21 protein-coding genes are annotated in these 25,688 nt (G+C 72.9%); 4 read left to right on the top strand and 17 right to left on the bottom strand.

Features of this window, described 5'->3' with window-relative positions; genetic code table 11:
- Positions 1-20 precede the first annotated feature (20 nt).
- The 15 genes from nuoN to ACFCZN_RS17635 all read right to left on the bottom strand — a co-directional run bounded on the left by nuoN (position 21) and on the right by ACFCZN_RS17635 (position 18,214).
- Positions 21-1,772: an NADH-quinone oxidoreductase subunit NuoN gene (gene nuoN, locus ACFCZN_RS17705; protein WP_430557614.1), complete on the bottom strand. Its 1,752-nt coding sequence runs from the start codon at positions 1,770-1,772 to the stop codon at positions 21-23.
- Complete coding sequence (locus ACFCZN_RS17700; RefSeq protein WP_430557635.1) at positions 1,769-3,382, bottom strand: NADH-quinone oxidoreductase subunit M; 1,614 nt, start codon at positions 3,380-3,382, stop codon at positions 1,769-1,771. The genes nuoN and ACFCZN_RS17700 overlap by 4 nt, the downstream gene beginning before the upstream one ends.
- 82 nt (positions 3,383-3,464) lie before the next feature.
- Positions 3,465-5,393 carry an NADH-quinone oxidoreductase subunit L gene (nuoL, locus tag ACFCZN_RS17695; RefSeq protein ID WP_430557634.1) on the bottom strand — a complete coding sequence of 643 codons (1,929 nt, stop codon included), beginning with the start codon at positions 5,391-5,393 and terminating at the stop codon, positions 3,465-3,467.
- Between the two features lie 28 nt (positions 5,394-5,421).
- Positions 5,422-5,721, bottom strand: coding sequence for an NADH-quinone oxidoreductase subunit NuoK (nuoK, locus tag ACFCZN_RS17690; protein ID WP_429764904.1), 300 nt, complete (start codon positions 5,719-5,721; stop codon positions 5,422-5,424).
- The gene (locus ACFCZN_RS17685; RefSeq protein ID WP_430557613.1) at positions 5,721-6,608 is read right to left on the bottom strand and encodes an NADH-quinone oxidoreductase subunit J; all 888 of its coding nucleotides are present in this window, start codon (positions 6,606-6,608) and stop codon (positions 5,721-5,723) included. The genes nuoK and ACFCZN_RS17685 overlap by 1 nt, the downstream gene beginning before the upstream one ends.
- Positions 6,605-7,384, bottom strand: coding sequence for an NADH-quinone oxidoreductase subunit NuoI (nuoI, locus tag ACFCZN_RS17680; RefSeq protein ID WP_430557612.1), 780 nt, complete (start codon positions 7,382-7,384; stop codon positions 6,605-6,607). Before nuoI ends, ACFCZN_RS17685 begins: the two co-directional genes overlap by 4 nt.
- Entirely contained in the window at positions 7,381-8,739 is a 1,359-nt protein-coding gene (gene nuoH / locus ACFCZN_RS17675) for an NADH-quinone oxidoreductase subunit NuoH (protein ID WP_429764909.1), read from the bottom strand. Before nuoH ends, nuoI begins: the two co-directional genes overlap by 4 nt.
- The gene (locus tag ACFCZN_RS17670) at positions 8,736-11,393 is read right to left on the bottom strand and encodes an NADH-quinone oxidoreductase subunit G (protein WP_430557611.1); all 2,658 of its coding nucleotides are present in this window, start codon (positions 11,391-11,393) and stop codon (positions 8,736-8,738) included. The genes nuoH and ACFCZN_RS17670 overlap by 4 nt, the downstream gene beginning before the upstream one ends.
- Positions 11,393-12,727 carry an NADH-quinone oxidoreductase subunit NuoF gene (gene nuoF / locus ACFCZN_RS17665; RefSeq protein ID WP_429764913.1) on the bottom strand — a complete coding sequence of 445 codons (1,335 nt, stop codon included), beginning with the start codon at positions 12,725-12,727 and terminating at the stop codon, positions 11,393-11,395. Before nuoF ends, ACFCZN_RS17670 begins: the two co-directional genes overlap by 1 nt.
- The gene (gene nuoE, locus ACFCZN_RS17660; protein WP_430557610.1) at positions 12,720-13,601 is read right to left on the bottom strand and encodes an NADH-quinone oxidoreductase subunit NuoE; all 882 of its coding nucleotides are present in this window, start codon (positions 13,599-13,601) and stop codon (positions 12,720-12,722) included. Before nuoE ends, nuoF begins: the two co-directional genes overlap by 8 nt.
- On the bottom strand, positions 13,598-14,944 hold the full coding sequence (locus ACFCZN_RS17655) for an NADH-quinone oxidoreductase subunit D (RefSeq protein WP_429764916.1): 1,347 nt from the start codon (positions 14,942-14,944) through the stop codon (positions 13,598-13,600). Before ACFCZN_RS17655 ends, nuoE begins: the two co-directional genes overlap by 4 nt.
- Positions 14,941-15,753, bottom strand: a complete 813-nt coding sequence (locus tag ACFCZN_RS17650; protein WP_429764918.1) for an NADH-quinone oxidoreductase subunit C — start codon at positions 15,751-15,753, stop codon at positions 14,941-14,943. Before ACFCZN_RS17650 ends, ACFCZN_RS17655 begins: the two co-directional genes overlap by 4 nt.
- A complete protein-coding gene (locus tag ACFCZN_RS17645; RefSeq protein ID WP_429735902.1) occupies positions 15,750-16,301 on the bottom strand; it encodes a NuoB/complex I 20 kDa subunit family protein in 552 nt (183 codons plus the stop codon). The genes ACFCZN_RS17650 and ACFCZN_RS17645 overlap by 4 nt, the downstream gene beginning before the upstream one ends.
- 122 nt (positions 16,302-16,423) lie before the next feature.
- Positions 16,424-16,786: an NADH-quinone oxidoreductase subunit A gene (locus ACFCZN_RS17640; RefSeq protein WP_429735904.1), complete on the bottom strand. Its 363-nt coding sequence runs from the start codon at positions 16,784-16,786 to the stop codon at positions 16,424-16,426.
- A 114-nt stretch (positions 16,787-16,900) separates the two neighbouring features.
- Entirely contained in the window at positions 16,901-18,214 is a 1,314-nt protein-coding gene (locus ACFCZN_RS17635; protein ID WP_430557609.1) for a geranylgeranyl reductase family protein, read from the bottom strand.
- Between the two features lie 316 nt (positions 18,215-18,530).
- On the opposite strand from ACFCZN_RS17635, the gene ACFCZN_RS17630 reads away from it, so the two are divergent.
- The gene (locus ACFCZN_RS17630) at positions 18,531-18,755 is read left to right on the top strand and encodes a YtxH domain-containing protein (RefSeq protein WP_429764922.1); all 225 of its coding nucleotides are present in this window, start codon (positions 18,531-18,533) and stop codon (positions 18,753-18,755) included.
- A 95-nt stretch (positions 18,756-18,850) separates the two neighbouring features.
- Here the strand turns inward: ACFCZN_RS17630 and ACFCZN_RS17625 are convergent, their stop codons facing one another.
- Entirely contained in the window at positions 18,851-20,173 is a 1,323-nt protein-coding gene (locus ACFCZN_RS17625) for an MFS transporter (RefSeq protein WP_429764924.1), read from the bottom strand.
- Positions 20,174-20,297: 124 nt separating this feature from the next.
- Positions 20,298-20,993, bottom strand: a complete 696-nt coding sequence (locus tag ACFCZN_RS17620) for a demethylmenaquinone methyltransferase (protein ID WP_429764925.1) — start codon at positions 20,991-20,993, stop codon at positions 20,298-20,300.
- 196 nt (positions 20,994-21,189) lie between these two features.
- On the opposite strand from ACFCZN_RS17620, the gene ACFCZN_RS17615 reads away from it, so the two are divergent.
- The 3 genes from ACFCZN_RS17615 to ACFCZN_RS17605 all read left to right on the top strand — a co-directional run bounded on the left by ACFCZN_RS17615 (position 21,190) and on the right by ACFCZN_RS17605 (position 25,627).
- Positions 21,190-22,545: an 8-oxoguanine deaminase gene (locus tag ACFCZN_RS17615; protein WP_430557608.1), complete on the top strand. Its 1,356-nt coding sequence runs from the start codon at positions 21,190-21,192 to the stop codon at positions 22,543-22,545.
- Positions 22,546-22,672: 127 nt separating this feature from the next.
- Positions 22,673-24,136, top strand: a complete 1,464-nt coding sequence (locus tag ACFCZN_RS17610; RefSeq protein ID WP_430557607.1) for a nucleobase:cation symporter-2 family protein — start codon at positions 22,673-22,675, stop codon at positions 24,134-24,136.
- Between the two features lie 78 nt (positions 24,137-24,214).
- A complete protein-coding gene (locus tag ACFCZN_RS17605; RefSeq protein WP_429764930.1) occupies positions 24,215-25,627 on the top strand; it encodes an isochorismate synthase in 1,413 nt (470 codons plus the stop codon).
- Positions 25,628-25,688 lie beyond the last annotated feature (61 nt).

Below are 25,688 nucleotides of genomic sequence, written 5' to 3'. Positions count from 1 at the left end.
GGGATGCCGACCCGGGGCCGTCAGGGACGGAACTGCGCCGCCTGGCCGACCAGGTCCAGCGCGCCCGCCGGGAGGATGCCGAGGAGCAGCACGCCCACCGCGCACACCGCGATCGCGAACGCCGCGGGGCCGCGCGAGCCGACCACCGTCACGACCGTCCGCGAGACGAGCGTGCGGGTCGCGGCGCCCGTCACGGTGGCGGTGCCGCCGCCCTGCTGGTCGCGCGCCGTCGTCCCCGACGACGCCACGCCCGCCGGTGCCGTGCCCTGCTCCCCGCCGGGCGGCGGGGTGAGGACCATGAGCACGATGACGCGGACGTAGAAGAACACGGAGACGGCGGACGCGAGCACGCCGAGCAGCGCGAGGGGCCACGCCCCCGCCTCGACGGCGGCCGAGAACACGCCGAACTTCGCCACGAACCCGGCCGTGAGCGGGATCCCCGCCATCGAGAGGAGGAACAGCGAGAACGCGGCGGTGAGCCACGGGGCCTTGCGGCCCAGGCCCGCCCACTGCGCGAGCCGCGTGGCCTCGCCCAGCACGACGCCGTCGTCGGGGACCGTCCCGGTCGCCCCGTCGCCGGTGTCGTCGCCCGACACCGTGCGCTCGCGCACCAGCGTCACGACCGCGAACGCGCCGACGGACGCGAGCCCGTAGGCGAGGAGGTAGAAGAGCACGGCCCGCGAGCCCGCCTCGTCCATCCCGACGACGCCGACCAGGAGGAACCCGGCGTGCGCGATCGCGGAGTACGCGAGCAGGCGCTTGACGTCGGTCTGCACGGCGCCGACCACGGTGCCGATCAGCATCGTGAGGATGGCGACCGCCCAGAGCGCCACCTCGACGTCGTGCCGGGTCGCGGGGTCCAGGCCGTTCGCGAGCGTGAACAGCACGCGCACCAGCGCGCCCATCGCGGCGGCCTTGGTGCACGCCGCCATGAACCCGGTGATCGGCGTGGGGGCGCCCTGGTACACGTCCGGGGTCCACGCGTGCAGCGGCGCGGCGCCGATCTTGAACAGCAGCCCGCTGAGCACCAGCAGCAGCCCGACCACCACCAGGGCCGGCATCGACCCCAGCGGCGAGACGGACGGGTCCGCGAGCACCTGGACCACGCCCTGCAGCCGCACGGTGCCGGCGAAGCCGTAGACGAGCGCGATGCCGAAGACGAAGAGCGCGGACGCGAAGGCGCCCAGCACGAAGTACTTGAACGCGGCCTCCTGGCTGAGCAGCCGGCGGCGGCGCGCCGTGGCGCACAGCACGTACAACGGCAGCGACAGCACCTCGAGCGCGACGAACATGACGATGAGGTCGTCGGTGGCCGGGAACAGCAGCATGCCGCCGGTCGAGAACAGCAGGAGCGGGTAGATCTCGGTCTGCTGCAGGCCCGCGCGGCGCGTCTCGTCCTCGTACGCGGTGCCCGGCACGGCGGCCGCGGCCGGCGCGAACGCGTCCTGGCCGGTCGTGGTGCGCTCCGCGACGACGAGCACGCCCAGCAGCGCGCACACGCCGATCACGGCCTGCACGCCCAGGCCGAACGGCGTCAGCAGGTACGACCCGCCGACCACGGAGAGCGCGTTCTCCTGCACCCGGTCCCACAGCAGCCCGACCGCCACGAGCGAGCCCGCGAGCGCCGCCAGGGTGAGCGTGAGCTGCGTCGTGCGGCGCGCCTTCTCGGGCACGAACGCCTCCAGCAGCACGCCGAGCACGCCCGCCGCCAGCACGATCAGCACCGGCGAGACGGCCGCCCAGTCGATGGGCGGGGCGACGAAGTCGTTCACAGCTGGCTCCCCTCGGTGATGACGCCGGACGCAGCAGGCTCGAGCACCGGTGGCGGATCGGTCTCCCCGACCTGCTCGACGGCGACCTCACCGGGCGCGCGCACGTAGTCGAGCACCGGACCGGGCACGAGGCCGAGCACGAGCAGCGCGCCGACGAGCACGCCGGCCACCGTCTTCTCGCGGCCGTCGAGGTCGCGCGCGGACGCGAGCTCCGGCGTCGTCTCCCCCGTGAACATGCGCTGGTACGTGAGCAGCACGTACACGGCGGCGAGGACGACGGCGGGCACGGCGACGATCACCGCGGCGGGCCAGCGGGCGTACGACCCGAGGAACACCATGATCTCGGAGACGAACGTCGCGAGGCCGGGCAGCGCGGCCGCGGAGAGGCCGGCCACGAGGAACGTGCCGCCCAGGATCGGCGCCACCGTGCGCAGGCCGCCGTAGTCGCCGATGAGCTGGCTCTGGCGCGGGTGCCGCGCGATCGCGAACCCGGCGACCAGGAACAGCGCACCGGTGGAGATGCCGTGGTTGAGCATCATCAGGCTGGACCCCGCGGTGCCCAGCGACGTGAACGTGAAGATGCCCAGGATGATGAACCCGAAGTGCGACACCGACGTGTAGCCGATGAGGCGCAGCACGTCGCTCTGGCCGATCGCGAGGACCGCTCCGTACAGGATCGAGATCACCGCGAGCACGATGACGAACGGCGCCGCCCACCGGCTCGCCTCGGGGAACAGCGGCAGGCAGAGGGTCAGCATCCCGAAGGTGCCCACCTTGTCGAGCACGCAGATGAGCAGCGTCGAGGTGCCGGGCGTCGCGTGCTGGGTGACGTCGGGCAGCCACGAGTGCACCGGGAACATCGGCGCCTTGATCGCGAACGCGAGGAAGAACGCGCAGAACATGAGCTTCTCGGCCGTGGGGTCGAGGGTCAGCCCGGTGAGGTTGTCGGTAAGGAAGGTCTGCGGCCCGCGGTCCGCGGCCGGCACCTGCAGGTAGAGCGCGATGACGCCCACCAGCATGACCAGGCCGCCGGCCAGCGAGAACAGCAGGAACTTCACCGCCGCGTACCGGCGCTGCGGCCCCTGCCCGAACCCGCCGATGAGGAAGTAGGCGGGGATCAGCATGGCCTCGAACACCACGTAGAAGAGGAACACGTCGCGCGCCACGAAGACCGTCACCATGAACGCCTCGAGCAGCAGCACGGTCGCGAGGTAGCGACGCAGCCGCACGTGGTCGCCGCCCTGCTCGCGCCAGGCCGCGAGGATCACCAGCGGCACGAGGCCCACCGAGAGCGCCACCAGCAGCAGGCCCACGCCGTCGACGCCGACGGCGTAGCTGGCGCCGATCGGCGGGATCCAGGAGTACGTCTCGGTGAGCTGGTGGGTCCCCGCGTCGCCGGTGTCGAAGGCCGCGAAGGCCCCGACCAGCAGGAGGACCTCCACCAGCGCGCCGACCAGCGCGACCGTGCGGGCGGCGCCGGCCCCGAACCGACCCCCGGTCACCGGGCCGGCGGCCGGGCGGCCTCTGCCCACCCCCGTGAGCGCCGTCGCGGCCGCGGCCACCAGCGGCCACACGATGAGGACCGTGAGCCAGGGGAACCCTGTGGACATCGTCATGCGTCCCCGTCCTTCGTCGTCGACGTCGTGTCCGGCGTCATGTTCGGCGTCATCGCCATCGCTCCCGCCATCCCGATCAGCTCGCCAGGACCCACACGACCAGCCCGACGACGCCGAGGCCGCCGAGCATCGTCGCCGCGTACGACCGCACGTAGCCGTTCTGCATCCGCCGCAGCCGTGCGCCGAGGCGCCCGATGCCGCCCGCCAGGCCCAGCCAGCCGCCGTCGACCGCCGTGCGGTCCGAGTACACGAGCGCGCGGGTGAGGTACTGCCCCGGCCGCATCACGAGCGACTCGTTGAAGGCGTCCTGGTACAGGTCGACCCGCGCCGCCCGCACGACGGCCGGCGCCGGCGGCGGCTCGACCGGCACCGCCGCGACCGCGTACTGCCGGAACGCGAGGAACGCGCCGAGCACCACCAGCACCAGGGTGAGCGTCATGAGCAGCCACACCGGCAGCACCGGCTCGTGGTGCTCCGCGTGCCCGGTGACCGGCTCCAGCCAGGTGACGAACCGGTCGCCCAGCGCCAGGATCCCGCCGAGGAACACCGACCCCGCGGCGAGGATGATCATCGGCCACGTCATGAGGCGCGGGGCCTCGTGCGGGTGCCGCACGGGGGCGCCGTCGTCCCCGGACCCTTCGTCGGGCCGCCACCGCCGGCGCCCCGCGAAGGTCATGAAGAACAGCCGCGACATGTAGTACGCGGTGATCCCGGCGCCGAGCAGCGCCGCCAGGCCGAACACCCACGGCCGCCAGCCCTCGCCGACGAACGCCGCCTCGATGATCTTGTCCTTCGACCAGAACCCGGAGAACGGCGGCACGCCCAGGATGGCGAGCCAGCCGAGCCCCATCGTGATCGCGGTGACCGGCAGCAGCCGGGCGAGCCCACCGAAGCGGCGCATGTTCACGTCGTCGTCCATCGCGTGCATCACGGACCCGGCGCCGAGGAACAGCCCCGCCTTGAAGAAGCCGTGCGTGAGCAGGTGGAAGATCGCGAACGCGTACCCGATCGGCCCCAGGCCGGCGGCGAGCATCATGTAGCCGATCTGCGACATCGTCGACGCCGCGAGCGCCTTCTTGATGTCGTCCTTGGCGGTACCGACGACCGCGCCGAACAGCAGGGTCAGCGCGCCGACGATCGCGACGACGAGCTGCGCGTCCGGCGCGGCCTCGAGGATCGGGCCGGAGCGCACCAGCAGGTACACGCCGGCGGTCACCATCGTCGCCGCGTGGATCAGCGCGGACACCGGCGTCGGGCCCGCCATCGCGTCCCCGAGCCACGCCTGCAGGGGCAGCTGCGCCGACTTGCCGCACGCCGCCAGCAGCAGCATGAGGCCGATCGCCGTCATCACGCCCTGGCCCGCCGCCGTCGCCCCCTCGCCGGCCGCCGGCAGCACCGTGCCGAAGCTCAGCGAACCGAAGGTCGCGAGCAGCAGCATCATCGCGACGATGAGCCCCATGTCGCCGACGCGGTTCATGACGAACGCCTTCTTGCCCGCGACCGCGTTCTCCCGCTTGCCGTCCCAGAACCCGATGAGCAGGAACGACGCCAGGCCCACGCCCTCCCAGCCGACGAAGAGCAGCAGGTAGGAGTCCGCGAGCACCAGCAGCAGCATCGCCGCGACGAACAGGTTGAGGTACCCGAAGAACCGGCGCCGGTCGACGTCGTGGTCCATGTACGCCACCGAGTACACGTGGATCAGCGTGCCGACGAACGTCACGAGCATCACGAACGTCATCGACAACGGGTCCACCTGGAACCCGAGGTCCACGTGCAGGGCCCCCGCGTCGATCCACGTGCCCACGGTGTGGGTGCCCACCCGCTGGTCAGCGGGGGTGCCGAGCATGTCGAGCAGCATCACCAGCCCGACGACGAACGTCGCCGCGCTCGCGAGCACGCCCAGCCAGTGCCCCCACCGGTCGGTGCGCCGGCCGGCGACCAGCAGCACGAGGGCGCCGATCATCGGGGTCGCGACCAGCCAGGGGGCGAGGGAGAGAGTCTGCATCGTCGTCTGCGTGTCCACAGGTCGCCTCTCAGCTGTGCAGCAGGTTGACGTCGTCGACCGAGGCCGACCGGCGGGAACGGAAGATCGTGATGATGATCGCGAGCCCCACCACGACCTCGGCCGCGGCGACCACCATCACGAAGAAGGCGAGCACCTGGCCCGTCACGTCGCCGTGGATGCGCGCGAACGTCACGAACGCGAGGTTGGTGGCGTTGAGCATGAGCTCCACGCCCATGAACACCACGATGGCGTTGCGCCGCAGCAGCACCGTCGCCGCGCCGATCGCGAACAGGATCGCGGCCAGCCCCAGGTAGTGGGTGATCTCCATCAGCGCACCTCCCCGTCCTCGTCGCCCTCGTCGGTCGTGCCCGCGTCGGTCGTGCCCGTCGCGACCGGGTCGCCCACCTGCTCGACCGTGGCGTCCGCCGCCGGGCCGACGCCGAGGAGGCGCAGGTCGTCACGCGCCACGAGCGTCTCCTCCTCGGCGAGGACCGCCGTGGCCGACCGTTCCTGCCCGCGGATGCGCAGCACGCGCGGCACGGAGTGCGGCAGCGGCTCGCCGTCGGGACCGAGCGCCGGCGTGTCCATGGCGTTGTTCTGCGCGTAGACGCCGGGCGCGGGCAGCGGCGTGAGCGTGCTGCCCTGCGGCAGGGCGGCCACGCGCGCGGCCGCGAGGACGCGCTGGGTGGGCCGCACGCTGAGCCGACGACGGTGCGTGAGCACCAGGCCGGCCAGCGCGGCGGTGACCAGCAGGACGCCGACCACCTCCATCGCGAGGACGTAGTCGCCGAGCAGCACCCGGGCCAGGGCCACCGGGTTGGTGAGCTCCTCGGTCGCGGCCAGCCCGACCGCGGGCGGGAACGCCGCCTGTGCGATCACGCCCAGCAGCACGACGACCAGCCCGAGCCCGAGCAGCACGCCCAGCCAGCGCTGGCCCCTGATCGTCTCGGTCAGCGAGTCGGCGGAGTCGACGCCCACCAGCATCAGCACGAACAGGAAGAGCATCATCACGGCGCCCGTGTAGACGACCACCTGCACGACGCCGAGGAACGGCGCCTCCTGCGCCACGTAGAGGATGGCCAGCCCGACCATCACGAACATCACGCACACCGCGGCGTGCACCGCCTTGCGGGCGAACAGCAGCCCGAGCGCGGCGAGCACCATGAGCGGCGCGAGCACCCAGAACAGCGCGGCCTCCGCGCCCGACGCCGTCACCGCGGGCCGTCCGTCAGGTCAGGGGTGGGGAGCGTCGCGACGTGCCCGCCCTCGGCGGCCTGCCGGGTCGCGACGGCGGCCTTGGTGGCGCTGCCGCGCAGCCGGTGCCGGCGCGGGGTCGGGGGCGGCGCGTCCCCGTGCACCACGCGGGCGGCGGCGTCCAGGGTCGGGTCGTCCGGCCGGTGCTCGCGGACCCAGTCGACCTGCTGCGCCGTCGGGGCGGTGACCTCGCCGCGGTAGTACTCCGTGTCCGTGGTCCCCTCGACCATCGGGTGCGGCGCGGCGAGCATCCCCTCCGCGAGCGGGGCGAGCAGGTCCTGCTTCTCGTAGATCATCCCGGCGCGGTCGGGGCCGGCGAGCTCGTAGTCGTTCGTCATCGTGAGCGCCCGGGTGGGGCACGCCTCGATGCACAGCCCGCAGAAGATGCAGCGCAGGTAGTTGATCTGGTAGACGCGGCCGTAGCGCTCGCCGGGCGACATGTGCTCGCCGTCGGGCAGCTCCGCGTTGTCCGCGCCCTCCACGTAGATCGCGTCCGCGGGGCACGCCCACGCGCACAGCTCGCAGCCGATGCACTTCTCCAGCCCGTCCGCGTAGCGGTTGAGCTGGTGGCGCCCGTGGTACCGGCGCTGCGGCGCCGTCTTCTTGCGCGGGTACTGCTCGGTCACCGTGGGCCGGAACATCGACGAGAACGTCACGCCGAACCCGGCCACCGGGGCGAACAGCTCCCCCAGCGGCCCCTTGGACGGGCGCAGCGGCTCGTACGGCTTGTCGGTCATCGCGTCTCCTCGGATCGGTCGACGGCGGGGTCGGGGGCGGCGGACGCGCCCGGGACGTCGGCGGCCTGCATCACGTGCCGGCGCGCGCGGGGCGACGGCGGCAAGGCCTGGCCGGGCAGCGGCGGCACGGGGAACCCGTCCGCGAAGGCGTCGAAGTCGCCGCCCGGACGATGCGCGTCCCCCGGTGGTCCGGCGCCGTCGGCGGCCTTCGCCTTCCGGTCGGGCCACAGCCACAGGAGGCCGATGACGACCACCGCCGCGACGGCGACGCCGGTGATGAGCTGGGTGCGGGTGACGCCCGCCAGGCCGAGGTACTGGAACACGCTCAGCACCACGACCCACACCAGCGCGACCGGGATGAGCACCTTCCAGCCGAACGACATGAACTGGTCGTAGCGCAGCCGCAGCAGCGTGCCGCGCACCCAAACGAACACGAACATGACCAGCCAGAGCTTGACCAGGAACCACAGCACCGGCCACCAGCCGGTGTTGAACATCCCGTCGTTGATCGCCGACAGCGGCCACGGCGCCCGCCAGCCGCCCAGGAACAGCGTGGTGGCGACCGCGGAGACGTTGAGCATGTTGATGTACTCCGCCAGGAAGAACCAGGCGAACTTCATCGAGCTGTACTCGGTCATGTAGCCGGAGACGAGCTCGCCCTCGGCCTCCGGCAGGTCGAACGGGAGGCGGTTGGTCTCGCCGATCATCGAGATGACGTAGACGACGAACGCGGGCAGCAGCGGCAGGAACCACCAGATGCTGGTCTGCGAGGCCACGATCTGGGAGGTGGACATCGAGCCGGCCATGATGAACACGCTGACCAGCGAGAGCCCCATGGCGAGCTCGTACGAGATCACCTGGGCCGTGGACCGCACGGACCCGAGCAGCGGGTAGGTGGAGCCGGAGGACCAGCCGCCCAGCACGATGCCGTAGACGCCCATCGACGCGCACGCCAGCACGTACAGGACGGCGACGGGGAAGTCGGTGAGCTGCGCCGGCGTCGAGTAGTCGGTGAACGGGATCGTCACCTCGGGGCCGAACGGGATGACCGCGAACACGAGCAGCGCGCAGAACACCGAGATCATCGGCGCCAGCAGGTACACGATCCGGTCCGCCCGGGTGACGTTCACGTCCTCCTTGAGCAGCAGCTTCATCGCGTCCGCGAGCGACTGCAGCAGGCCGAACGGGCCGTGCCAGTTGGGCCCCGGGCGCACCTGCATGCGCGCCACGACCTTGCGCTCGAACCAGATCGCGAAGAGCACGCTGGTCAGCAGGAAGACGACGATGAGCACCGCCTTGATCAGCGACACCCACAGCCAGTCGTTGCTGAAGTCGGACGCGACGCCGGGGATCATGCGGCCCCTCCCTGTGCCTTCTCGTCGGTCGAGCCTGGGACCCCGCCGGCGGCGACCGCCTCCGGCGCGCCGATCCGCACCAGGTCGCCCGGCGCGGCGCCGAGCGCGTCGTGCACGCGGCACCCGCGCGACGCGAGCGGCAGCCACACCACGTGGTCGACCATCTCCGTGATGGCGACGGGCACCGTCACGGCGCCGCGGTCGGTGGCCACGGTCACGCGGTCGCCGTCGTACACGTCGACGGCGGCCGCCGTGGCCGCGGACATCCGCGCCACGGGCCGCTTAGCGGTGCCGGCGAGGAACTGCTCGCCGTCCTGCAGGGCGCCGTCGTCGAGCAGCAGGTGCCAGCTCGCCAGCACGGCGGACCCGGTCGGCACCGCGGGCGGCTCGACCGGCCCCCCCTCCGGTGCCGGCACGCGCGCCCCGCCCCAGGCCGGCAGCGCCGCGATCGCGCGGTGCGCGTCGAGCGGGGTCGCCGCGCCGAGCGCGACGCCGGCCTGGTCGGCCAGCGCGTCGAGCACGCGGTGGTCGGGCAGCGCCGACGACTCCAGCGCCTGGCCGAACGCGCGGACGCGCCCCTCCCAGTTCCAGTACGACCCCGCCCTCTCGACGGGAGGAGCAACAGGAAGCACGACGTCGGCAAGCTCGACGGCTTCGGTCCTCCGGACCTCGAGCGAGACCACGAAGCCCGCGGCCTCGAGCGCGCGCCGGGCGTGCGCGGGGTCGGGCAGGTCGGCGAGCTCCACCCCGCCGACGAGGACGCCGCCGAGCTGCCCGACGGAGAGCCCGTCGAGGATCTCCGCGACGTCGCGGCCCGGGGCGGCCGGCAGCGCGTCGGCGTCGACGCCCCACGCCGCGGCCACCTCGGCGCGGGCCGCGGGGTCGGTCAGCGGTCGTCCGCCGGGCAGCAGCCCGGGCAGGAGGCCCGCCTCGACGCCCCCGCGCTCCCCCGCGCGGCGCGGGATCCAGGCGACGCGGGCCCCGGTGGCCTCCGCGAGCCGCAGGGCCGCCCCGTAGGCGCCGGGGGCCGACGCGAGCCGCTCACCCACGAGGATCAGCGCGCCGGGCGTCGCGAGCCCGTCGGCGACGGCGCCCAGCGTGGCGGTGTCGGAGTCGGCGGGCACGAGCCCGCCGCCGGCGCGGGTGGCGAGGATGCCCAGCCACTCGGCCTCGGTGCCGGGCGCGGCGGGCAGCAGCTCGCCGTCGAGCCGGGCGAGACCACGGCTCGCGAACGGGGCGACGGCCCACACCCTGGTGCCGTGCTTGCGCACCCCCTTGCGCAGCCGCAGGAAGGTGACGCCGGCCTCCTCCTCGGCCTCGAGGCCGGCGAGCAGCACGGCGGGCGCGGCCTCGACGTCGCCGAAGGTCACGCCGACGCCGGTGCCCGCCACCGCGTGGCCCAGGAACGCCGTCTCCTCCGCCGAGCCCACGCGGGCCCGCAGGTCGACGTCGTCGGTGCCGAGCACGGTGCGCGCGTACCGCGACCAGGCGAACGCGTCCTCGACGGTCAGCCGTCCGCCGGGCAGCACCCCGACGCCGCCGGCCGCACGGGCGGCGGCCAGGCCCTCGGCGGCGAGCTCGAGCGCCTCCACCCACGACGCGGGCCGCAGCTCGCCGCGCGACACGACGGTGCCGTGCGCGTCCAGCACGCGGTCCCGCACCAGCGGGACGGTGAGCCGGTCGGGCGCCGCCTGCCACGTGAACGCGAAGCGGTCCTTGTCGGTGATCCACTCCTCGTTGACCGCCGGGTCCTCCCCCGACAGCCGGCGCAGCACCACGCCGCGCCGGTGGTCGACGCGGATCGCGGAGCCGCACGAGTCGTGCTCGGAGATCACCGGCGTCGACACCAGGTCGAAGGGCCGGGAACGGAACCGATAGGCCGCGCCGGTGAGCGCGCCCACCGGGCAGATCTGCACGGTGTTGCCGGAGAAGTACGACGCGAACGGCTGACCGCCGTCCGTCGCCGCGGCCGACCCGAACGTCTCCTCGGCGGGCTCGCCGGGCGGCGGCGTGAAGTCCAGCACCGTCTCGTCGAACCGGCCGATCTGCTGGTGCGCGCCGCGCTCCTGCAGCGCGATGAACGCGTCGCCCGCGATCTCGTCGCTGAACCGGGTGCAGCGCTGGCACAGCACGCAGCGCTCGCGGTCCAGCAGGATCTCGGTGGACACGGCGATCGGCTTGGGGAAGGTGCGCTTGACGTCCTCGAACCGGGTCTCGGCGCGACCGTTGCTCATCGCCTGGTTCTGCAGCGGGCACTCGCCGCCCTTGTCGCACACCGGGCAGTCCAGCGGGTGGTTCATGAGCAGCAGCTCCATGACCCCGTGCTGCGCCTTGTCCGCGACCGGCGACGTGCGCTGCGTCTTGACGACCATGCCGGGCGTGACCGTCATCGTGCACGACGCCTGCGGCTTCGGCATGGGCCGCACGTTGCCCTCGCGGTCGGGCATCGCGACCTCGACCAGGCACTGCCGGCACGCGCCCGCGGGCTCGAGCAGCGGGTGGTCGCAGAACCGCGGGATCTGGATGCCCACCTGCTCGGCCGCGCGGATGATCAGCGTGCCCTTCGGCACCGTCACCTCGACCTCGTCGATGGTGAGCGTGACCGTCTCCACCGGGGGCGCGGCCGCGGTGGACTTGTCCGTGGTCGCCGTCATCAGTGACCTCCCGCCCCGGCGAGCGCCGGCGACTGCTTGGGGGTGTACGGGAACAGGGCGCTGGCGCGCGGGTCGAAGGGGCACCCGCGGCCGTCGATGTGCGCCTGGTACTCGTCGCGGAAGAGCTGGACGCTCGACGTCACGGGCGACGTCGCGCCGTCGCCGAGCGCGCAGAACGCGCGGCCGAGGATGTTGTCGCACAGGTCGAGCAGGAGGTCGACGTCGCGCTCCTCGCCCTGGCCGGCCTCGATGCGGTGCAGCACCTGCTTGAGCCAGTAGGTGCCCTCGCGGCACGGCGTGCACTTGCCGCACGACTCGTGCGCGTAGAAGTCGGTCCACCGGCTCACCGCGCGGACGACGCACGTCGTGTCGTCGAAGAGCTGCAGCGCCCGGGTGCCGAGCATCGACCCCGCCGCCCCCACCGACTCGTAGTCGAGCGGGGTGTCGAGGTGGTCGGCCGTGAACAGCGGAGTCGACGACCCGCCGGGCGTCCAGAACTTCAGCTCGTGCCCGGCCCGCATCCCGCCGGCCAGGTCGAGCAGCTCGCGCAGCGTGATCCCGAGCGGCGCCTCGTACTGCCCCGGCCGGGTCACGTGCCCGGACAGGGAGAACAGGCCGTGCCCCTGCGACTTCGCGGTGCCCATGCCGGCGAACCAGTCGGCACCGCGCGCGACGATGCCCGGGACCGACGCGATGGACTCGACGTTGTTCACCACCGTGGGCCGCGCGTACAGGCCCGCGACGGCGGGGAACGGCGGCTTGAGCCGCGGCTGGCCGCGCTTGCCCTCGAGCGAGTCGAGCAGCGCCGTCTCCTCGCCGCAGATGTAGGCGCCGGCGCCGGCGTGCACGGTGACGTCCAGGTCGAAGCCGGTGCCGAGCACGTCCTTGCCGAGGAACCCGGCGTCGTACGCCTCCTGCACCGCGGCCATCAGCCGCCGGTACACGTGCAGCACCTCCCCGCGCACGTACACGAACGCGTGGTGGCAGCCGATCGCGTAGCTGGTGATCGCGATGCCCTCCACCAGGTGCTGCGGGCTCGCCAGCATGAGCGGGATGTCCTTGCACGTGCCGGGCTCGGACTCGTCCGCGTTGACCACGAGGTAGCGCGGGCCGCCGTCCGGCGGGGGCAGGAAGCCCCATTTCATGCCGGTCGGGAAGCCGGCGCCGCCGCGGCCGCGCAGCCCGGAGTCCTTGACCGTCTGCACGAGGTCCGCGGGCTCCATCGTCAGGGCCTTGCGCAGCCCTGCGTACCCGCCGGCGGCCTCGTACGACGCCAGCTTCCACGACCGGTCGGCGTCCCACGTGTCCGTGAGCACCGGCATGAGGTCAGTCATCGCTGCCACCCTTCTCCGGCTCGGGGTTCGCGTCGCCGCCCGACGGCGAGCGGCCAGGGTTGTCGTCCCCCGGCGCGGCGGGCTTGCGCTCCGCGCTCGACTGCGCCGTCCCGGTCTCCGGGGGCACCTCGGCGGCCGAGCCGGCCGAGCCCCCGTCGGTGGTCTCGGCAGGCTGGACCGACGAGGGCTCACCGCCGTCGACGGCGGCCGCGGCGCGCGCCAGGCGCAGGCCGGCGAGCGTCGGCTGCCCCGCGCCCACGCCCTCGTCGGCGCGGCCGTCGGTGAACCCCGCGAGCACACGGCTCATCTGCTTGAAGCCGCACACCGACGACGCGCCGCGCGTGGGCGCCACCTCCTCGCCCGCCCGCAGGCGGTCGGCGAGGTCCGTGGCCGACTCCGGCGTCTGGTTGTCGAAGAACTCCCAGTTGACCATCACGACCGGCGCGTAGTCGCAGGCGGCGTTGCACTCGACGCGCTCGAGCGTGATCGCGCCGTCGTCGGTGGTCTCGTCGTGCCCGACGCCGAGGTGCTCGCTCAGCTCGTCGAAGATGGCGTCACCGCCCATCACCGCGCACAGCGTGTTGGTGCACACGCCCACGGTGTAGGTGCCGTTGGGGTGCCGCTTGTACTGGGTGTAGAAGGTGGCGACGGCGCTCACCTCGGCGGGCGTCATCTCGAGCTGCTCGGCGCAGAACAGGATGCCGTCGCGGCTCACGTACCCGTCCACCGACTGCACCAGGTGCAGCATCGGCAGCAGGCCGGAGCGCGGGTCCGGGTAGCGCGCCTTGACGGCCGCGGCGTCGGCGGCCAGCGACGCGAGCGTGTCGGCGTCGTACCGCGTGGCCGAGCGGGCGCTCGTGGGTTCTGCCGTCATCGGTCGACCCCTCCCAGCACGGGGTCCAGGGACGCGACGGCGACGACGACGTCGGCCACCTGGCCGCCCTCGCACATCACCGACACGGCCTGGAGGTTGTTGAACGACGGGTCGCGGAAGTGCGCCCGGTAGGGCTTGGTGCCGCCGTCGGACACCGCGTGCACGCCCAGCTCGCCGCGCGGGTGCTCGACGGTCTGCCACACCTGCCCGGCCGGCACCCGGAACCCCTCGGTGACGAGCTTGAAGTGGTGGATCAGGGCCTCCATCGAGGTGCCCATGATCTGGCGGATGTGGTCGAGCGAGTTGCCCTGCCCGTCGGCGCCGATCGCGAGCTGCGCCGGCCACGCGATCTTCTTGTCCGCCACCATGACCGGCGCCCCCGACGTCGCCTCGAGACGGGTGAGCGCCTGCTCCACGATGCGCAGCGACTGGTAGCACTCCTCCAGGCGCAGCACCACGCGGGAGTAGCAGTCCGCGTCGGTCGACGTCGGCACGTCGAAGTCGTACGTCTCGTACCCGGAGTACGGGAACGCCTTGCGCACGTCGTAGGGCAGCCCCGTGGAGCGCAGCACCGGTCCGGTGACGCCCAGCGCCATGCAGCCGGCGAGGTTGAGCACGCCGACGTCGGTGAGGCGCGCCTTGAAGATGGGGTTCGCGAGCATGAGGTCGCCGAGCTGGCCGAGGTACTGGCGGATCTTCGGCAGCGCCGCCCGCACCTGGTCCTCGAAGCCCTCCGGCACGTCCTGCGCCACGCCGCCCGGACGCACGTACGCGTGGTTCATGCGCAGCCCGGTGACGGCCTCGAACAGCCGGAGGATCTCCTCGCGGGCGGTGAAGCCGATCGTCATGACCGTCGTCGCGCCCATCTCGTTGCCGCCCGTGCCCAGGCACACGAGGTGGGACGCCACACGGTTGAGCTCCATCATCAGCACGCGGATGATCGACGCCCGCTCCGGCACGTCGTCGGTGACGCCGAGCAGCTTCTCGGTGGCGAGGCAGTACGCCGTCTCCTGGAACAGCGGAGCCAGGTAGTCCATCCGGGTGCAGAACGTGGTGCCCTGCGTCCAGGTGCGGAACTCCATGTTCTTCTCGATGCCGGTGTGCAGGTAGCCGATGCCGCAGCGGGCCTCGGTGACCGTCTCGCCGTCGATCTCGAGCATGAGGCGCAGCACGCCGTGCGTGGACGGGTGCTGCGGGCCCATGTTGACGACGATGCGCTCCTCGCCCACGGCCTCGCGGGCGATCTCGTCCCAGTCGCCGCCGGACGCCTCGAAGCCGGGGATGCCCGGGTCGAACTCGTCGTCGGTCGGCGGCCGCGTCGCGGTGTAGGTGGCGGAGCTCATGAGTACGACCTCCTCGTGTCCGGCGGCGGCACCGTGGCGCCCTTGTACTCCACGGGGATGCCGCCGAGCGGGTAGTCCTTGCGCTGGGGGTGGCCCGGCCAGTCGTCGGGCATCTCGATGCGTGCCAGGCCCGGGTGGCCGTCGAAGACGATCCCGAAGAAGTCCCAGGTCTCGCGCTCGTGCCAGTCGTTGGTCGGGTACAGCGACGTGGTGGAGGGGACGTGCGGGTCGGCGTCGGGCACCGACACCTCGAGCCGCACGCGGCGGCCGTGCGTCACCGAGGTGAGGTGGTAGACGGCGTGCAGCTCGCGGCCCGTGTCGTCGGGGTAGTGCACGCCCGAGACGCCGAGGCTGAGCTCGAACCGCAGGTCCTGGTCGTCGCGCAGCGCGCGGCAGACGGCGAGCAGGTGCTCGCGCGCCACGTGCAGCGTGAGCTCGGCGTGCGGGCTCGGCGGGTCGGTGTGCGGGTCGACGACGACGCGCTCCACGGCGACGTCGAACGCGACGCCCTGCTCGCCGAGCACCTCGGCGAGCACGTCCACGGCCTCGTCGAACCAGCCGCCGTACGGCCGCGTCGCGGCGCCGGGCATCGCGACCGGCTGCACCAGGCCGCCGTACCCGGACGTGTCGCCGGAGCCGCGGACGCCGAACATGCCGCGCCGCACCTCGACGACCTCCGGCCCGCGCCCGCCCCGGCCGGCCTGCTCGCTGCCCGGCACCAGCTCCCCGGAGCGGGGCCCCAGGACCTCCTCGGGCTGCGGGACGGGCCTGTCCGCCGCGGACCCGCCCGCCGTCGTGCCGTCGTTCATCGCAGCAGCCCCTTGAGCTCGAACGTCGGGGTGGCCTCGAGCGCCGCCGCCTCGGCGGCCGCAGCCGCCTCCTTGCGGTTCACGCCCAGCGGCGAGTCCTGGATGTGCTGGTGCAGCGCGAGGATCGCGTTGATGAGCATCTCCGGGCGCGGCGGGCAGCCGGGCAGGTACACGTCGACCGGCACGATGTGGTCGACGCCCTGGACGATCGCGTAGTTGTTGAACATGCCGCCGCTGGACGCGCACACGCCCATGGACAGCACCCACTTGGGCTCGCTCATCTGGTCGTAGACCTGCCGCACGACGGGCGCCATCTTCTGGCTCACCCGTCCCGCGACGATCATGAGGTCCGCCTGCCGCGGCGACGCCCGGAAGACCTCCATACCGAACCGCGACAGGTCGAACCGCGACGCGCCGGCCGCCATCATCTCGATGGCGCAGCACGCCAGTCCGAACGTCACCGGCCACACGGACGCCTTGCGCAGGTATCCCGCCAGGTCCTCGATCGTCGTCAGCAGGAAGCCCGACGGAGCCTCTTCCAGGCCCATGACCCCTCCCCTTCGTGAACATCGGTGCCGGATCCTCGGCGCCGATGCCGTCCGTAGTGCCGTGTCGTGCTGGGTGGTGCAGGTCGTGCTGTCGTGCGGTGGTGCTGGTCGTGCGCCCGGGTCTAGACCCAGGTGAGGCCGCCGCGCCGCCACTCGTAGACGAACGGCACGGTGATGAGGGCGAGGAACGTGAGCATCGCGACGAGGCCGAAGCCGGCCAGCACGGCGAAGTCCACCGCCCACGGGTAGAGGAAGACCACCTCGATGTCGAAGACGATGAACGTCATCGCCACCAGGTAGTACTTGACCGGGAGCCGGCCGCCGCCGACCGCGTGCGGCGTCGGCTCGATGCCGCACTCGTAGGCGTCGAGCTTCGCCCGGTTGTAGCGCTTGGGCCCGATGACGGCGCTCGCCGCCACGCCGCCCACGGCGAGCACCAGGGCCACGCCCATGAGCATGAGGACCGGCACGTACGGGTTCGTCATCGCCGGTCCCCCGTCCGCACGGCCGCACGCTTCTCGACCTCGTGCATCTCGACCACTCCCTTGTGCTCGTGTGCGCTCATGCTCTGCTGGCCTCGCCCGATCGTCGTGCCGCGTTCATGCCGACGGGACCACCCTCGTGAGCCCCGCGATGACCCGGTCCACCCAGTCACCGCCGCGCGGCTCGTAGCAGTCGGACAGCAGCTTGAGCACGAACCGCATGACCACCGGCCGCGGCAGCCCGTGCTTCACGCAGATCCGCATGATCTGCGGGTGCTCGATGAGCCGCACGAACCAGCGGCCCAGCGTGTAGTAGCCGCCCAGGTCGGCCCGCATCCGGTCGGCGTACGACGCGAGCGTCCGCTCGCGCGCGTCGTCCGTGGCTCGGGTGCGCGCCTGGGCGATCGCGTCGGCGGCGACCCGGCCCGCCTGCAGGGCGTAGGCGATGCCCTCGCCGTTGAACGGGCTGACCATCCCGGCCGCGTCGCCCACCAGCACCGCGCCGTCGCGGTACAGCGGGGTGCGGTTGAAGCCCATCGGCAGCGCGGCCCCGCGGACCGGCCCCACCTGGTTCTCGGGGGTGAACCCCCACTCGGCGGGGGCGTTGCGCATCCAGGCCCGCATCATGCCCTTGTAGTCGTGACCGTTCGCGGACTGCCGCGCGGGCGTGGAGCTCACGGACCCCAGGCCGACGTTGGCCGTGCCGTCGCCGAGCGCGAAGATCCAGCCGTAGCCGGGCAGCAGGTTCGAGGCGCCGGGCGCGCCGTCCCACAGCTCGAGGTGTGACTCCATCCACGCGTCCTCGTGCCGGGAGGTGCCCTCGGTGCGGAAGTACGTGCGCACCGCCGTGCCGAGCGGGCGGTCGTCGCGGCGGGCGACACCGAGCCCCGTCGCGAGGCGTGAGGAGACGCCGTCGGCGGCGACGACGACGGGCGCCCGGTAGGTGGTCTCGGCGCCGTCGGCGCGCCCCCGGACGTCGAGGGCCTGCGCCCGCACGCCCAGGACGCGGCCGTCGCGCTCGTCGAGGACCGGTCCGGTCACCTTGGTCCGTTCGAGCAGCTTGGCGCCGCTCGCCTGCGCGTGCTGCGCGAGCCGGTGGTCGAGCGACGTCCGGGCGCGGGCCATGCCGTAGCCCGGGTACGAGTCGAGGTCGGGCCAGGGCAGCTCCCACGACCGGGCGCCGGCGACCACGCGCAGGCCCTCGTTGCGGATCCACCCGTCGTCCTCGCGGGTGCCGAGCCCCATGCGGGCCAGCTCGCCGACGGCGCGGGGCGTCAGCCCGTCGCCGCACACCTTGTCGCGAGGGAAGGAGGCCTTGTCGAGCAGGAGCACGTCGAGGCCCGCGGCGGCGCACCAGTGGGCCGTGGACGAACCGGCCGGGCCGGCGCCCACGACGATGACGTCGGCGTCGTCGACGCGACCTGACCGCACGTGCTCACCTCGCTCCCTCGAGCGCCCCGGCGACGGTGCCGGAGTCGATTTGTGAACCCCATCACAACTCTTGCGAGCACTCTAGTCACGTTCTGGCGGCGCTGTGTAGGAAGGCAACCCTTCCTTCGCCCGACGACGCGCCGCCGGGCCGCGGGACGGCGCGTCCCCGCAGGTCCCGCAGGGTGCCGCCGTCGGCATGTCGCGGGGTGCGTACGACGGCGGTCGTGCCTACGGTCGTGCGCACGACCCACGACAACGACCGCCGGACGACCCGGCAGCACGACCCGGCAGCACGACCATCAGGGAGGCGTGACACATGAAGGCAGGACCGGCATTCGTCGTCGGCGCGGCACTCGGCTACCTGCTCGGCACCGAGAAGGGCCGGCAGCAGCTCGACAAGGCCAAGGACTGGGCGACGGAGACCTGGAACGACCCGCGCGTCCAGGCCAAGGTCTCGGACGTCACGAGCAGCGTGACCGAGTTCGCCAAGGAGCAGGGCAGCACCCTCAAGGACCGCACGGCCGGCAACTCACCCAGCTGACCACGATCTGTTCGGCAGGGGGTGGATCAGGTCGGCACGTGACGTTGCCGAGCTGATCCACCCGCTGCCGAACGGACGACGACCGACGGTCAGGGTCAGCGGGCCGCCGAGACCTCCGCGTCGTCGAGGTCCGCGCCGTAGCGCTCCTTCTCGATCTCCTTGAGGCTCTTGCCCGCGGTGTCGGGCGTCCAGACGACGCCGATCACCAGCGAGGCGACGAGCAGCGCGACCATGATCCCGCCCACGAAGGGCACGCCCTGCTCGGCGAGCATCGTCGGGAACAGGTAGCTCAGCAGGCCGACCGCGATGCGGGCGACGAAGAACAGCACGCCCTGCGCCGACGCGCGGTACGCCGTCGCGAAGAGCTCGGCGGTCCACAGCGCGTAGAACGCCTGGGCGCCGATGCCGGCGGACACACCCCACAGGACGGCGTACGCGATGAGCAGCGGCATCGAGACGTGCGGCACGAAGGCGAGGATCATCCACGCCGCGACGGCCATCACCGCGCCGATGCCGTAGAGCAGGCGGCGGCTCACCCGGTCGCCGTACTTCATGAAGCCCCAGAACGTGGCCGCCGACGTCAGGCCCCACACCAGCACCTGCAGCAGGTTCTGCGCGACGGCGCTCTCGACGCCGGCCGTCTGGTAGACGCGCGGCATGAAGATGCCGGCCTGCCCGGCCACCGTGTTCCACAGGGCGTAGACGCCGACGAGGAACAGCAGCGCCTTGACGTTCTGCGGGTGCGAGATCAGCTCGCGGAAGCCGCGGCGCTTGCGACCGAGCGCGACCTGCTTGGCGTTGGACTCCTTCCAGACGTCCGACTCCGCCAGCCCGCGCCGCACCCACCAGGTGACGAACGCGATGACGAACAGGTGCGCGAAGATGATGCGGCTGCCCAGCAGGCCGAGGGGGACCAGCGCCGTCGCGAGCACGAAGCCGACGAACGGGCCGAGCGACCACGCGAGCTGGGCGGTGCCGACGTGCCTGGCGCGCTGGTCGTCGGGAGCCTCCTCCGCGATGTACGTCCACGCGACGGGCACGCCCGCGCCGACGGCGATGCCCGTGAGCACGATGCCGACGAACAGCATCCACGGGGCGCCGGCGAACACGATGAAGGCCGTGCCGAGCATGTAGAGCAGCAGGTCGTAGGTGTAGATGAACTTGCGCCCGTACCGGTCGCCGAGGGGGCCGCCGATCATGGCGCCCACCGCCGCGCCGAACGCGTTGGCGCTCAGGGCCGCGGCGAGCCCGACGGCGAGGTTGCTCAGCCCGAAGTGCTCCTGCCAGAGCGTGAGGCTGGTGGCGAGCGCGATGATCGAGCCCGCCTCGATGTAGTTGGACATCGCGACCGCGACCGTCGCCCGGTAGCCGTGCAGGCGGGTGCCGCCGCCCGCCGTCGCGCCGTGTGGTGTCGTCATCGACCGTGCCTTCCCTGCGTACGTCGTCGTGCCGATCGTCTTTGAATCGTTTCAGGATCGGATCGACGATACGCCGGGGCCCGCGAGGGCGTCAAAGCCCGAGGTGGGGACCGCCCGACGGCGGTCAGGCCGGGCGCACGGCCCGGTGCAGCGCCACGATGCCGCCGGTGAGGTCGCGGTACGACACGCGGTCCCAGCCGGCGTCGAGGAGAAGCCGGCCGAGGGCGGCCTGGTCGGGCCAGCCCCGGATGGACTCGGCGAGGTAGTCGTACGACCCGCGGTCGCGCGTCACGGCGCCCGCCACCACCGGCAGCGCGCGCATCAGGTACTCCATGTACACCGTGCGGAACGGCGCCCACGTCGGCGTCGAGAACTCGCAGATCACCACGCGACCGCCCGGCCGCACGACGCGCAGCATCTCGCGCAGGGCGGCGTCGGTGTCGACCACGTTGCGCAGGCCGAAGCTGATCGTCACGGCGTCGAACGCGGCGTCCGCGAACGGCAGCCGGGTCGCGTCGCCCGCGACGAAGGACAGGTCGGGGCGACGCTCCTTGCCCACCGCGAGCATGCCGAGGCTGAAGTCGGACGGGACCACCAGCGCGCCGTCCGCGGCGAACGGCTCGCTCGACGTCCCGGTGCCGGCCGCGAGGTCGAGCACCCGCTCGCCGGGCACGGCCGCGACGGCGTCCACCACCGCGCGTCGCCAGCGCCGGTCCTGCCCCAGGGAGACGAGGTCGTTGACGAGGTCGTACCGCTTCGCGATCCCGTCGAACATCGACGCGACCTCGGCGGGCTTCTTCTCCAGGCTGGCGCGGGACATGGACGTCATGCTCCCACGCACGGCCGCACGCACCGAGGCCCGCACCGAGGCCGCACCGTTGACGGTGCGCGCGCCGGTCGCCTAGCGTCGCCGACAGAGGACGGCGCGGTGCCGTCGCTCCCTGGATCGGCAGACAGGACCACTGAGCCGGCGCGACGCGGCGCCGCTCCCCGGTGCCGCCGCCATGGAGGCACCGATGAGCACCTGGATCAAGAACCCGCTGGCCGTCTTCACCGCCGACGACGCACCCGGGGCGCCCGACGCCCGTGGCGGCGTCGTCGTCACGGACGGCGTGATCACCGAGCTGGTCGCGGCGGGGGCGAGCCCGTCGACCCCGGTCGACATCACGTTCGACGCGTCCGAGCACGTGATCACACCCGGTCTGATCAACACGCACCACCACTTCTACCAGACCCTCACGCGCGCCTGGGGGCCGGTCGCCGACGCCGAGCTCTTCCCCTGGCTGACCACGCTCTACCCGGTGTGGGCGCGCCTCACGCCGCGCGCCCACGAGCTCGCGACGAAGGTCGCGCTGACCGAGCTGCTGCTGTCGGGCTGCACCACGGCCGCCGACCACCACTACGTGTTCCCGGCGGGCCTGGACGACGCGATCGACCTCCAGGTCGCGGCGGTCCGCGAGCTCGGCATGCGCGCCACGCTGACGAGGGGCTCGATGACGCTCGGCACGGACGACGGCGGCCTGCCGCCGCAGTCGGTGGTGCAGGACCCGGACACGATCCTGGCCGACTCCGAGCGGCTGATCTCCACGTACCACGAGCGCGGCGCCGGGGCCCGGATCCAGATCGCGCTGGCGCCGTGCTCCCCCTTCTCCGTCACGACCCAGAACATGCGCGACACCGCCGAGCTGGCCGAGCGGCACGACGTGCGCCTGCACACCCACCTGGCCGAGACGATCGACGAGGAGGACTTCCTGCGCGAGCGGTTCGGCATGCGCACCGTGGACTACCTCGAGTCGGTCGGCTGGCTCACCGACCGGGCCTGGCTGGGCCACGGCATCCACTTCGACGACGCCGAGATCGCCCGCCTCGGCGCGGCGGGCACGGGCGTGGCGCACTGCCCGACGTCGAACATGCGGCTCGCGTCGGGCATCGCGCGCGTGCTGGAGCTGGAGGACGCCGGCGCGCCGGTGGGCCTCGGCGTGGACGGCTCGGCGTCGAACGACGCGTCGACGATGATGCCCGAGGCCCGCCAGGCCCTGTACCTGCAGCGGCTCAAGTACGGCGCCTCGGTGCCGGTGGCGCGCGCCCTCGGGTGGGCGACGCGCGGCTCGGCCCGCGTGCTGGGCCGCGACGACCTGGGGGTGCTGGCCGTCGGCAAGCAGGCCGACCTCGCGCTGTGGCGGCTGGACGAGCCCCGCTTCTCGGGCTTGCACGACCCGGTCGCCGCCCTGCTGCTGTGCGGCGCGGACCGCGCCGACCGGGTGATGGTCGGCGGCGAGTGGCGCGTCGTCGACGGCGCGGTGGTCGGGCTCGACCTGCCCGCGCTCCTGGCCGAGCACCGCGAGGCGGCACGCCGGCTCGTGGCGGGCTGAGCTCGCGGCCGCCGCAGATCCACCCCCGGGAGGGGTTGACACAGATCACCCTTGCCGGTCGAATAGTGGAAGGCTTCTTCCGTAGACCGGAAGAAATGACCATCGATAGCGAACGAGGAGGTCCGCTATGTCACGGTCCGCATCCCCCCGGGCGGCGGCGACCAGCCCCGCCCGCCCCGAGGACGAGCGTCTGCCGCTCGGCGCCACCATCGGGTACGGCTTCCAGCACGTCCTCACGATGTACGGCGGCATCATCGCCCCGCCGCTCATCGTGGGTGGTGCCGCCGGCCTCACCTCGGCGGAGATCGGCACGCTCATCGCCGCCTCGCTCTTCATGGGCGGTCTCGCGACGATCCTGCAGACGGTCGGGATCAGGTTCTTCGGCTCCCAGCTGCCGCTGGTGCAGGGCGTGTCGTTCGCCGGCGTCTCGACCATGGTCGCGATCGTCGGGGGCGGCGGCGGGATCCCCGCCGTCCTCGGCGCGGTGCTCGTCGCCTCGGCGATCGGGTTCCTCATCACGCCGTTCTTCGCCCAGATCATCCGGTTCTTCCCGCCCGTGGTCACCGGCGTCGTCATCACGACGATCGGACTGACCCTCATGCCGGTGGCGGCGAACTGGGCGATGGGCGGCGACGCCGAGGCGCCCGACTACGGCTCCACGAGCAACATCGGGCTGGCGTTCCTCACCTTCGCCATCGTCGTCCTGCTGTCCAAGGTGGGCTCGGGCGTCGTGTCGCGACTGTCGATCCTCATCGCGATCGTGGCCGGCACGCTGATCGCCCTCGCCCTCGGCATGGCGGACTTCGCCGGCGTCGGTGAGGGCCCGGTGGTCGCGTTCCCGATGCCGTTCAGCTTCGGCGCCCCGACGTTCGAGGTCGCCGCGATCGTCTCGATGCTCATCGTCATCCTGGTGACGCTCACGGAGACGACGGCGGACATCATCGCCGTCGGCGAGATCGTCGGCACCAAGGTGGACCGCAAGCGCATCGCCAACGGCCTGCGCGCCGACATGGCGTCGTCCGTCGTCTCGCCGGTCTTCGGCTCGTTCACGCAGTCGGCGTTCGCCCAGAACGTGGGCCTGGTCGCGATCACCGGGGTGAAGTCCCGCTTCGTGGTCACCGCCGGCGGCGGCATCCTCGTGATCCTGGGCCTGCTGCCCGTGCTGGGCCGCGTCGTGGCCGCCGTCCCGACGCCCGTGCTCGGCGGCGCCGGCGTGGTGCTGTTCGGCTCCGTGGCGGCGTCGGGCATCCGCACGCTCGCCAAGGTCGACTACAAGAACTCGATGAACCTCATCATCGTGGCGGCGTCCATCTCGTTCGGCATGATCCCGATCGCGAAGCCCGACTTCTACGACCAGTTCCCCACGTGGTTCGGCACCATCTTCCACTCGGGGATCAGCTCGGCGGCGCTCATGGCGATCCTGCTGAACATCCTGTTCAACCACATCAAGGCCGGGACGCCCGAGAACCCGTCCGTCTTCGTCAAGGGCACCGCGAGCAAGGCCGTCGACGACGAGCAGCTCGAGGACCTCGCCGACGACGGCGTGCTCAACCGGTCCAACCGCCGGAAGGGCGAGGCGACCTCGAGGTGAGGTCGTCCGGCAGCACACGAGGCTGACCCACGCACCGTGAGCGGGGCGTGGCGGACCGTCGGGCGTACCCTGGAGCCGATGTCCGCCACGCCCCTGCCGGCGCCGCGCCCCCTCCCGGGCACGACCACCGGCACCAGCCCCGATCCCGCGACCGAGCCCCTCGCGCTCCTGGTCCGCACCTCCCGGATCGACGACCTTCCCGGCGGCCTCACCGCCCTCGTCGACCTCCTGCCGGACACGCGCCCGCTGAGCTGGGTGCGGCGCGGTGACGGCATCGTCGGCTGGGGCGAGGCCCTCCGCTTCGACACCTTCGGGCCCGGCCGGTTCGCCGACGCCGAGGCCGCCTGGCAGGCCACCCTCCAGCGGGCCGTGGTGCGCGACGACGTGCGCCTGCCCGGCACGGGACCCGTCGCGTTCGGCACGTTCGCCTTCGACGACGCGGGTCAGCTCGACGACCAGGACGGCGACGACGCGGGCCACCCGCGGCCGGACGGGTCGCTCGTCGTGCCGCGTGTCGTCGTCGGCCGCCGGGCCGGCGTCACCTGGATGACCACCATCACCCCCGGCGCGAGCCTCGACGCCGCCCCCGGCACCGCCGCGCTGCGCCGCGAGCCGCGCACGGAGGTCGTCGCCCCCGGCCGCGTCCGCTTCGCCGACGGTGCCGTCGGCGCCACCGACTGGCCCGCCGTCGTGCGCGAGGGCGTGGCCCGCATCCAGTCGGGCGCCCTCGAGAAGGTGGTGCTGGCACGCGACGTGCTCGCCACCACCGAGCACCCCCTCGACCCCCGCTGGCTGCTGCGCCGCCTCGCCGACCGCTACGAGGCCTGCTGGACGTTCTCCGTCTCCGGCATGGTCGGCGCCACCCCCGAGCTCCTGGTGCGCAGCGAGAAGGGGCTCGTCACGTCCCGCGTGCTCGCGGGCACGATCCGCCGCGAGGCGGGGATGTCCGACGACGACGCGCTGCTGCACGCGGCGCAGCTCGCCCGGTCCTCCAAGGACCTCGAGGAGCACGAGTACGCCGTGCGCTCCGTCGCGGCCGCGCTCGAGCCGTTCTGCTCGTCGATGAACGTCCCCGACGCCCCGTTCGTCCTGCACCTGCCGAACGTCATGCATCTCGCGTCCGACGTCACCGGCGTCCTCGACCGGGGCCACGACGCCACCGGGCGGGCGCCGTCGTCGCTCACGCTGGCCGCCGCGCTGCACCCCTCGGCCGCCGTCTGCGGCACGCCGACGAACGTCGCCCGCGACCTCATCCGCGAGATCGAGGGGATGGACCGGTCCCGCTACGCCGGTCCGGTCGGGTGGGTCGGGGCCGACGGCGACGGGGAGTGGGGCATCGCGCTGCGGTCCGCCGAGCTCTCGGCCGCGGACCCGCGGCACGTCCGGCTGTTCGCCGGCTGCGGCATCGTCGCCGCCTCCGACCCGGAGGCCGAGCTCGCCGAGTCCGAGGCGAAGCTCGTGCCCATGCGCTGGGCGCTCGGCGCGGACTGAACATTCCGCGAGATAGAGAACCCCTTTCGCCGAGATAGAGAGGCTCGGACGAGGCCGCAGC

Origin of the sequence: Isoptericola sp. NPDC056134 (assembly GCF_042264825.1) — a bacterium.
GTDB lineage: Bacteria > Actinomycetota > Actinomycetes > Actinomycetales > Cellulomonadaceae > Isoptericola > Isoptericola nanjingensis.
Note: the sequence above shows the minus strand (reverse complement) of the source record. Positions and strands in the feature narration are given on the sequence as shown.

Coding starts and splice junctions, on each gene's coding strand:
- ACFCZN_RS17645 (WP_429735902.1), bottom strand. CDS start 16,301: ATGGGCCTGGAAGAGGCTCCGTCGGGCTTCCTGCTGACGACGATCGAG.
- nuoH (WP_429764909.1), bottom strand. CDS start 8,739: ATGATCCCCGGCGTCGCGTCCGACTTCAGCAACGACTGGCTGTGGGTG.
- ACFCZN_RS17655 (WP_429764916.1), bottom strand. CDS start 14,944: ATGAGCTCCGCCACCTACACCGCGACGCGGCCGCCGACCGACGACGAG.
- nuoE (WP_430557610.1), bottom strand. CDS start 13,601: ATGACGGCAGAACCCACGAGCGCCCGCTCGGCCACGCGGTACGACGCC.
- ACFCZN_RS17650 (WP_429764918.1), bottom strand. CDS start 15,753: ATGAACGACGGCACGACGGCGGGCGGGTCCGCGGCGGACAGGCCCGTC.
- nuoL (WP_430557634.1), bottom strand. CDS start 5,393: ATGCAGACTCTCTCCCTCGCCCCCTGGCTGGTCGCGACCCCGATGATC.
- ACFCZN_RS17605 (WP_429764930.1), top strand. CDS start 24,215: ATGTCCGCCACGCCCCTGCCGGCGCCGCGCCCCCTCCCGGGCACGACC.
- ACFCZN_RS17640 (WP_429735904.1), bottom strand. CDS start 16,786: ATGACGAACCCGTACGTGCCGGTCCTCATGCTCATGGGCGTGGCCCTG.
- nuoF (WP_429764913.1), bottom strand. CDS start 12,727: ATGACTGACCTCATGCCGGTGCTCACGGACACGTGGGACGCCGACCGG.
- nuoI (WP_430557612.1), bottom strand. CDS start 7,384: ATGACCGACAAGCCGTACGAGCCGCTGCGCCCGTCCAAGGGGCCGCTG.
- ACFCZN_RS17630 (WP_429764922.1), top strand. CDS start 18,531: ATGAAGGCAGGACCGGCATTCGTCGTCGGCGCGGCACTCGGCTACCTG.
- ACFCZN_RS17615 (WP_430557608.1), top strand. CDS start 21,190: ATGAGCACCTGGATCAAGAACCCGCTGGCCGTCTTCACCGCCGACGAC.
- ACFCZN_RS17700 (WP_430557635.1), bottom strand. CDS start 3,382: ATGTCCACAGGGTTCCCCTGGCTCACGGTCCTCATCGTGTGGCCGCTG.
- ACFCZN_RS17620 (WP_429764925.1), bottom strand. CDS start 20,993: ATGTCCCGCGCCAGCCTGGAGAAGAAGCCCGCCGAGGTCGCGTCGATG.
- ACFCZN_RS17625 (WP_429764924.1), bottom strand. CDS start 20,173: ATGACGACACCACACGGCGCGACGGCGGGCGGCGGCACCCGCCTGCAC.
- nuoK (WP_429764904.1), bottom strand. CDS start 5,721: ATGGAGATCACCCACTACCTGGGGCTGGCCGCGATCCTGTTCGCGATC.
- ACFCZN_RS17610 (WP_430557607.1), top strand. CDS start 22,673: ATGTCACGGTCCGCATCCCCCCGGGCGGCGGCGACCAGCCCCGCCCGC.
- ACFCZN_RS17670 (WP_430557611.1), bottom strand. CDS start 11,393: ATGACGGCGACCACGGACAAGTCCACCGCGGCCGCGCCCCCGGTGGAG.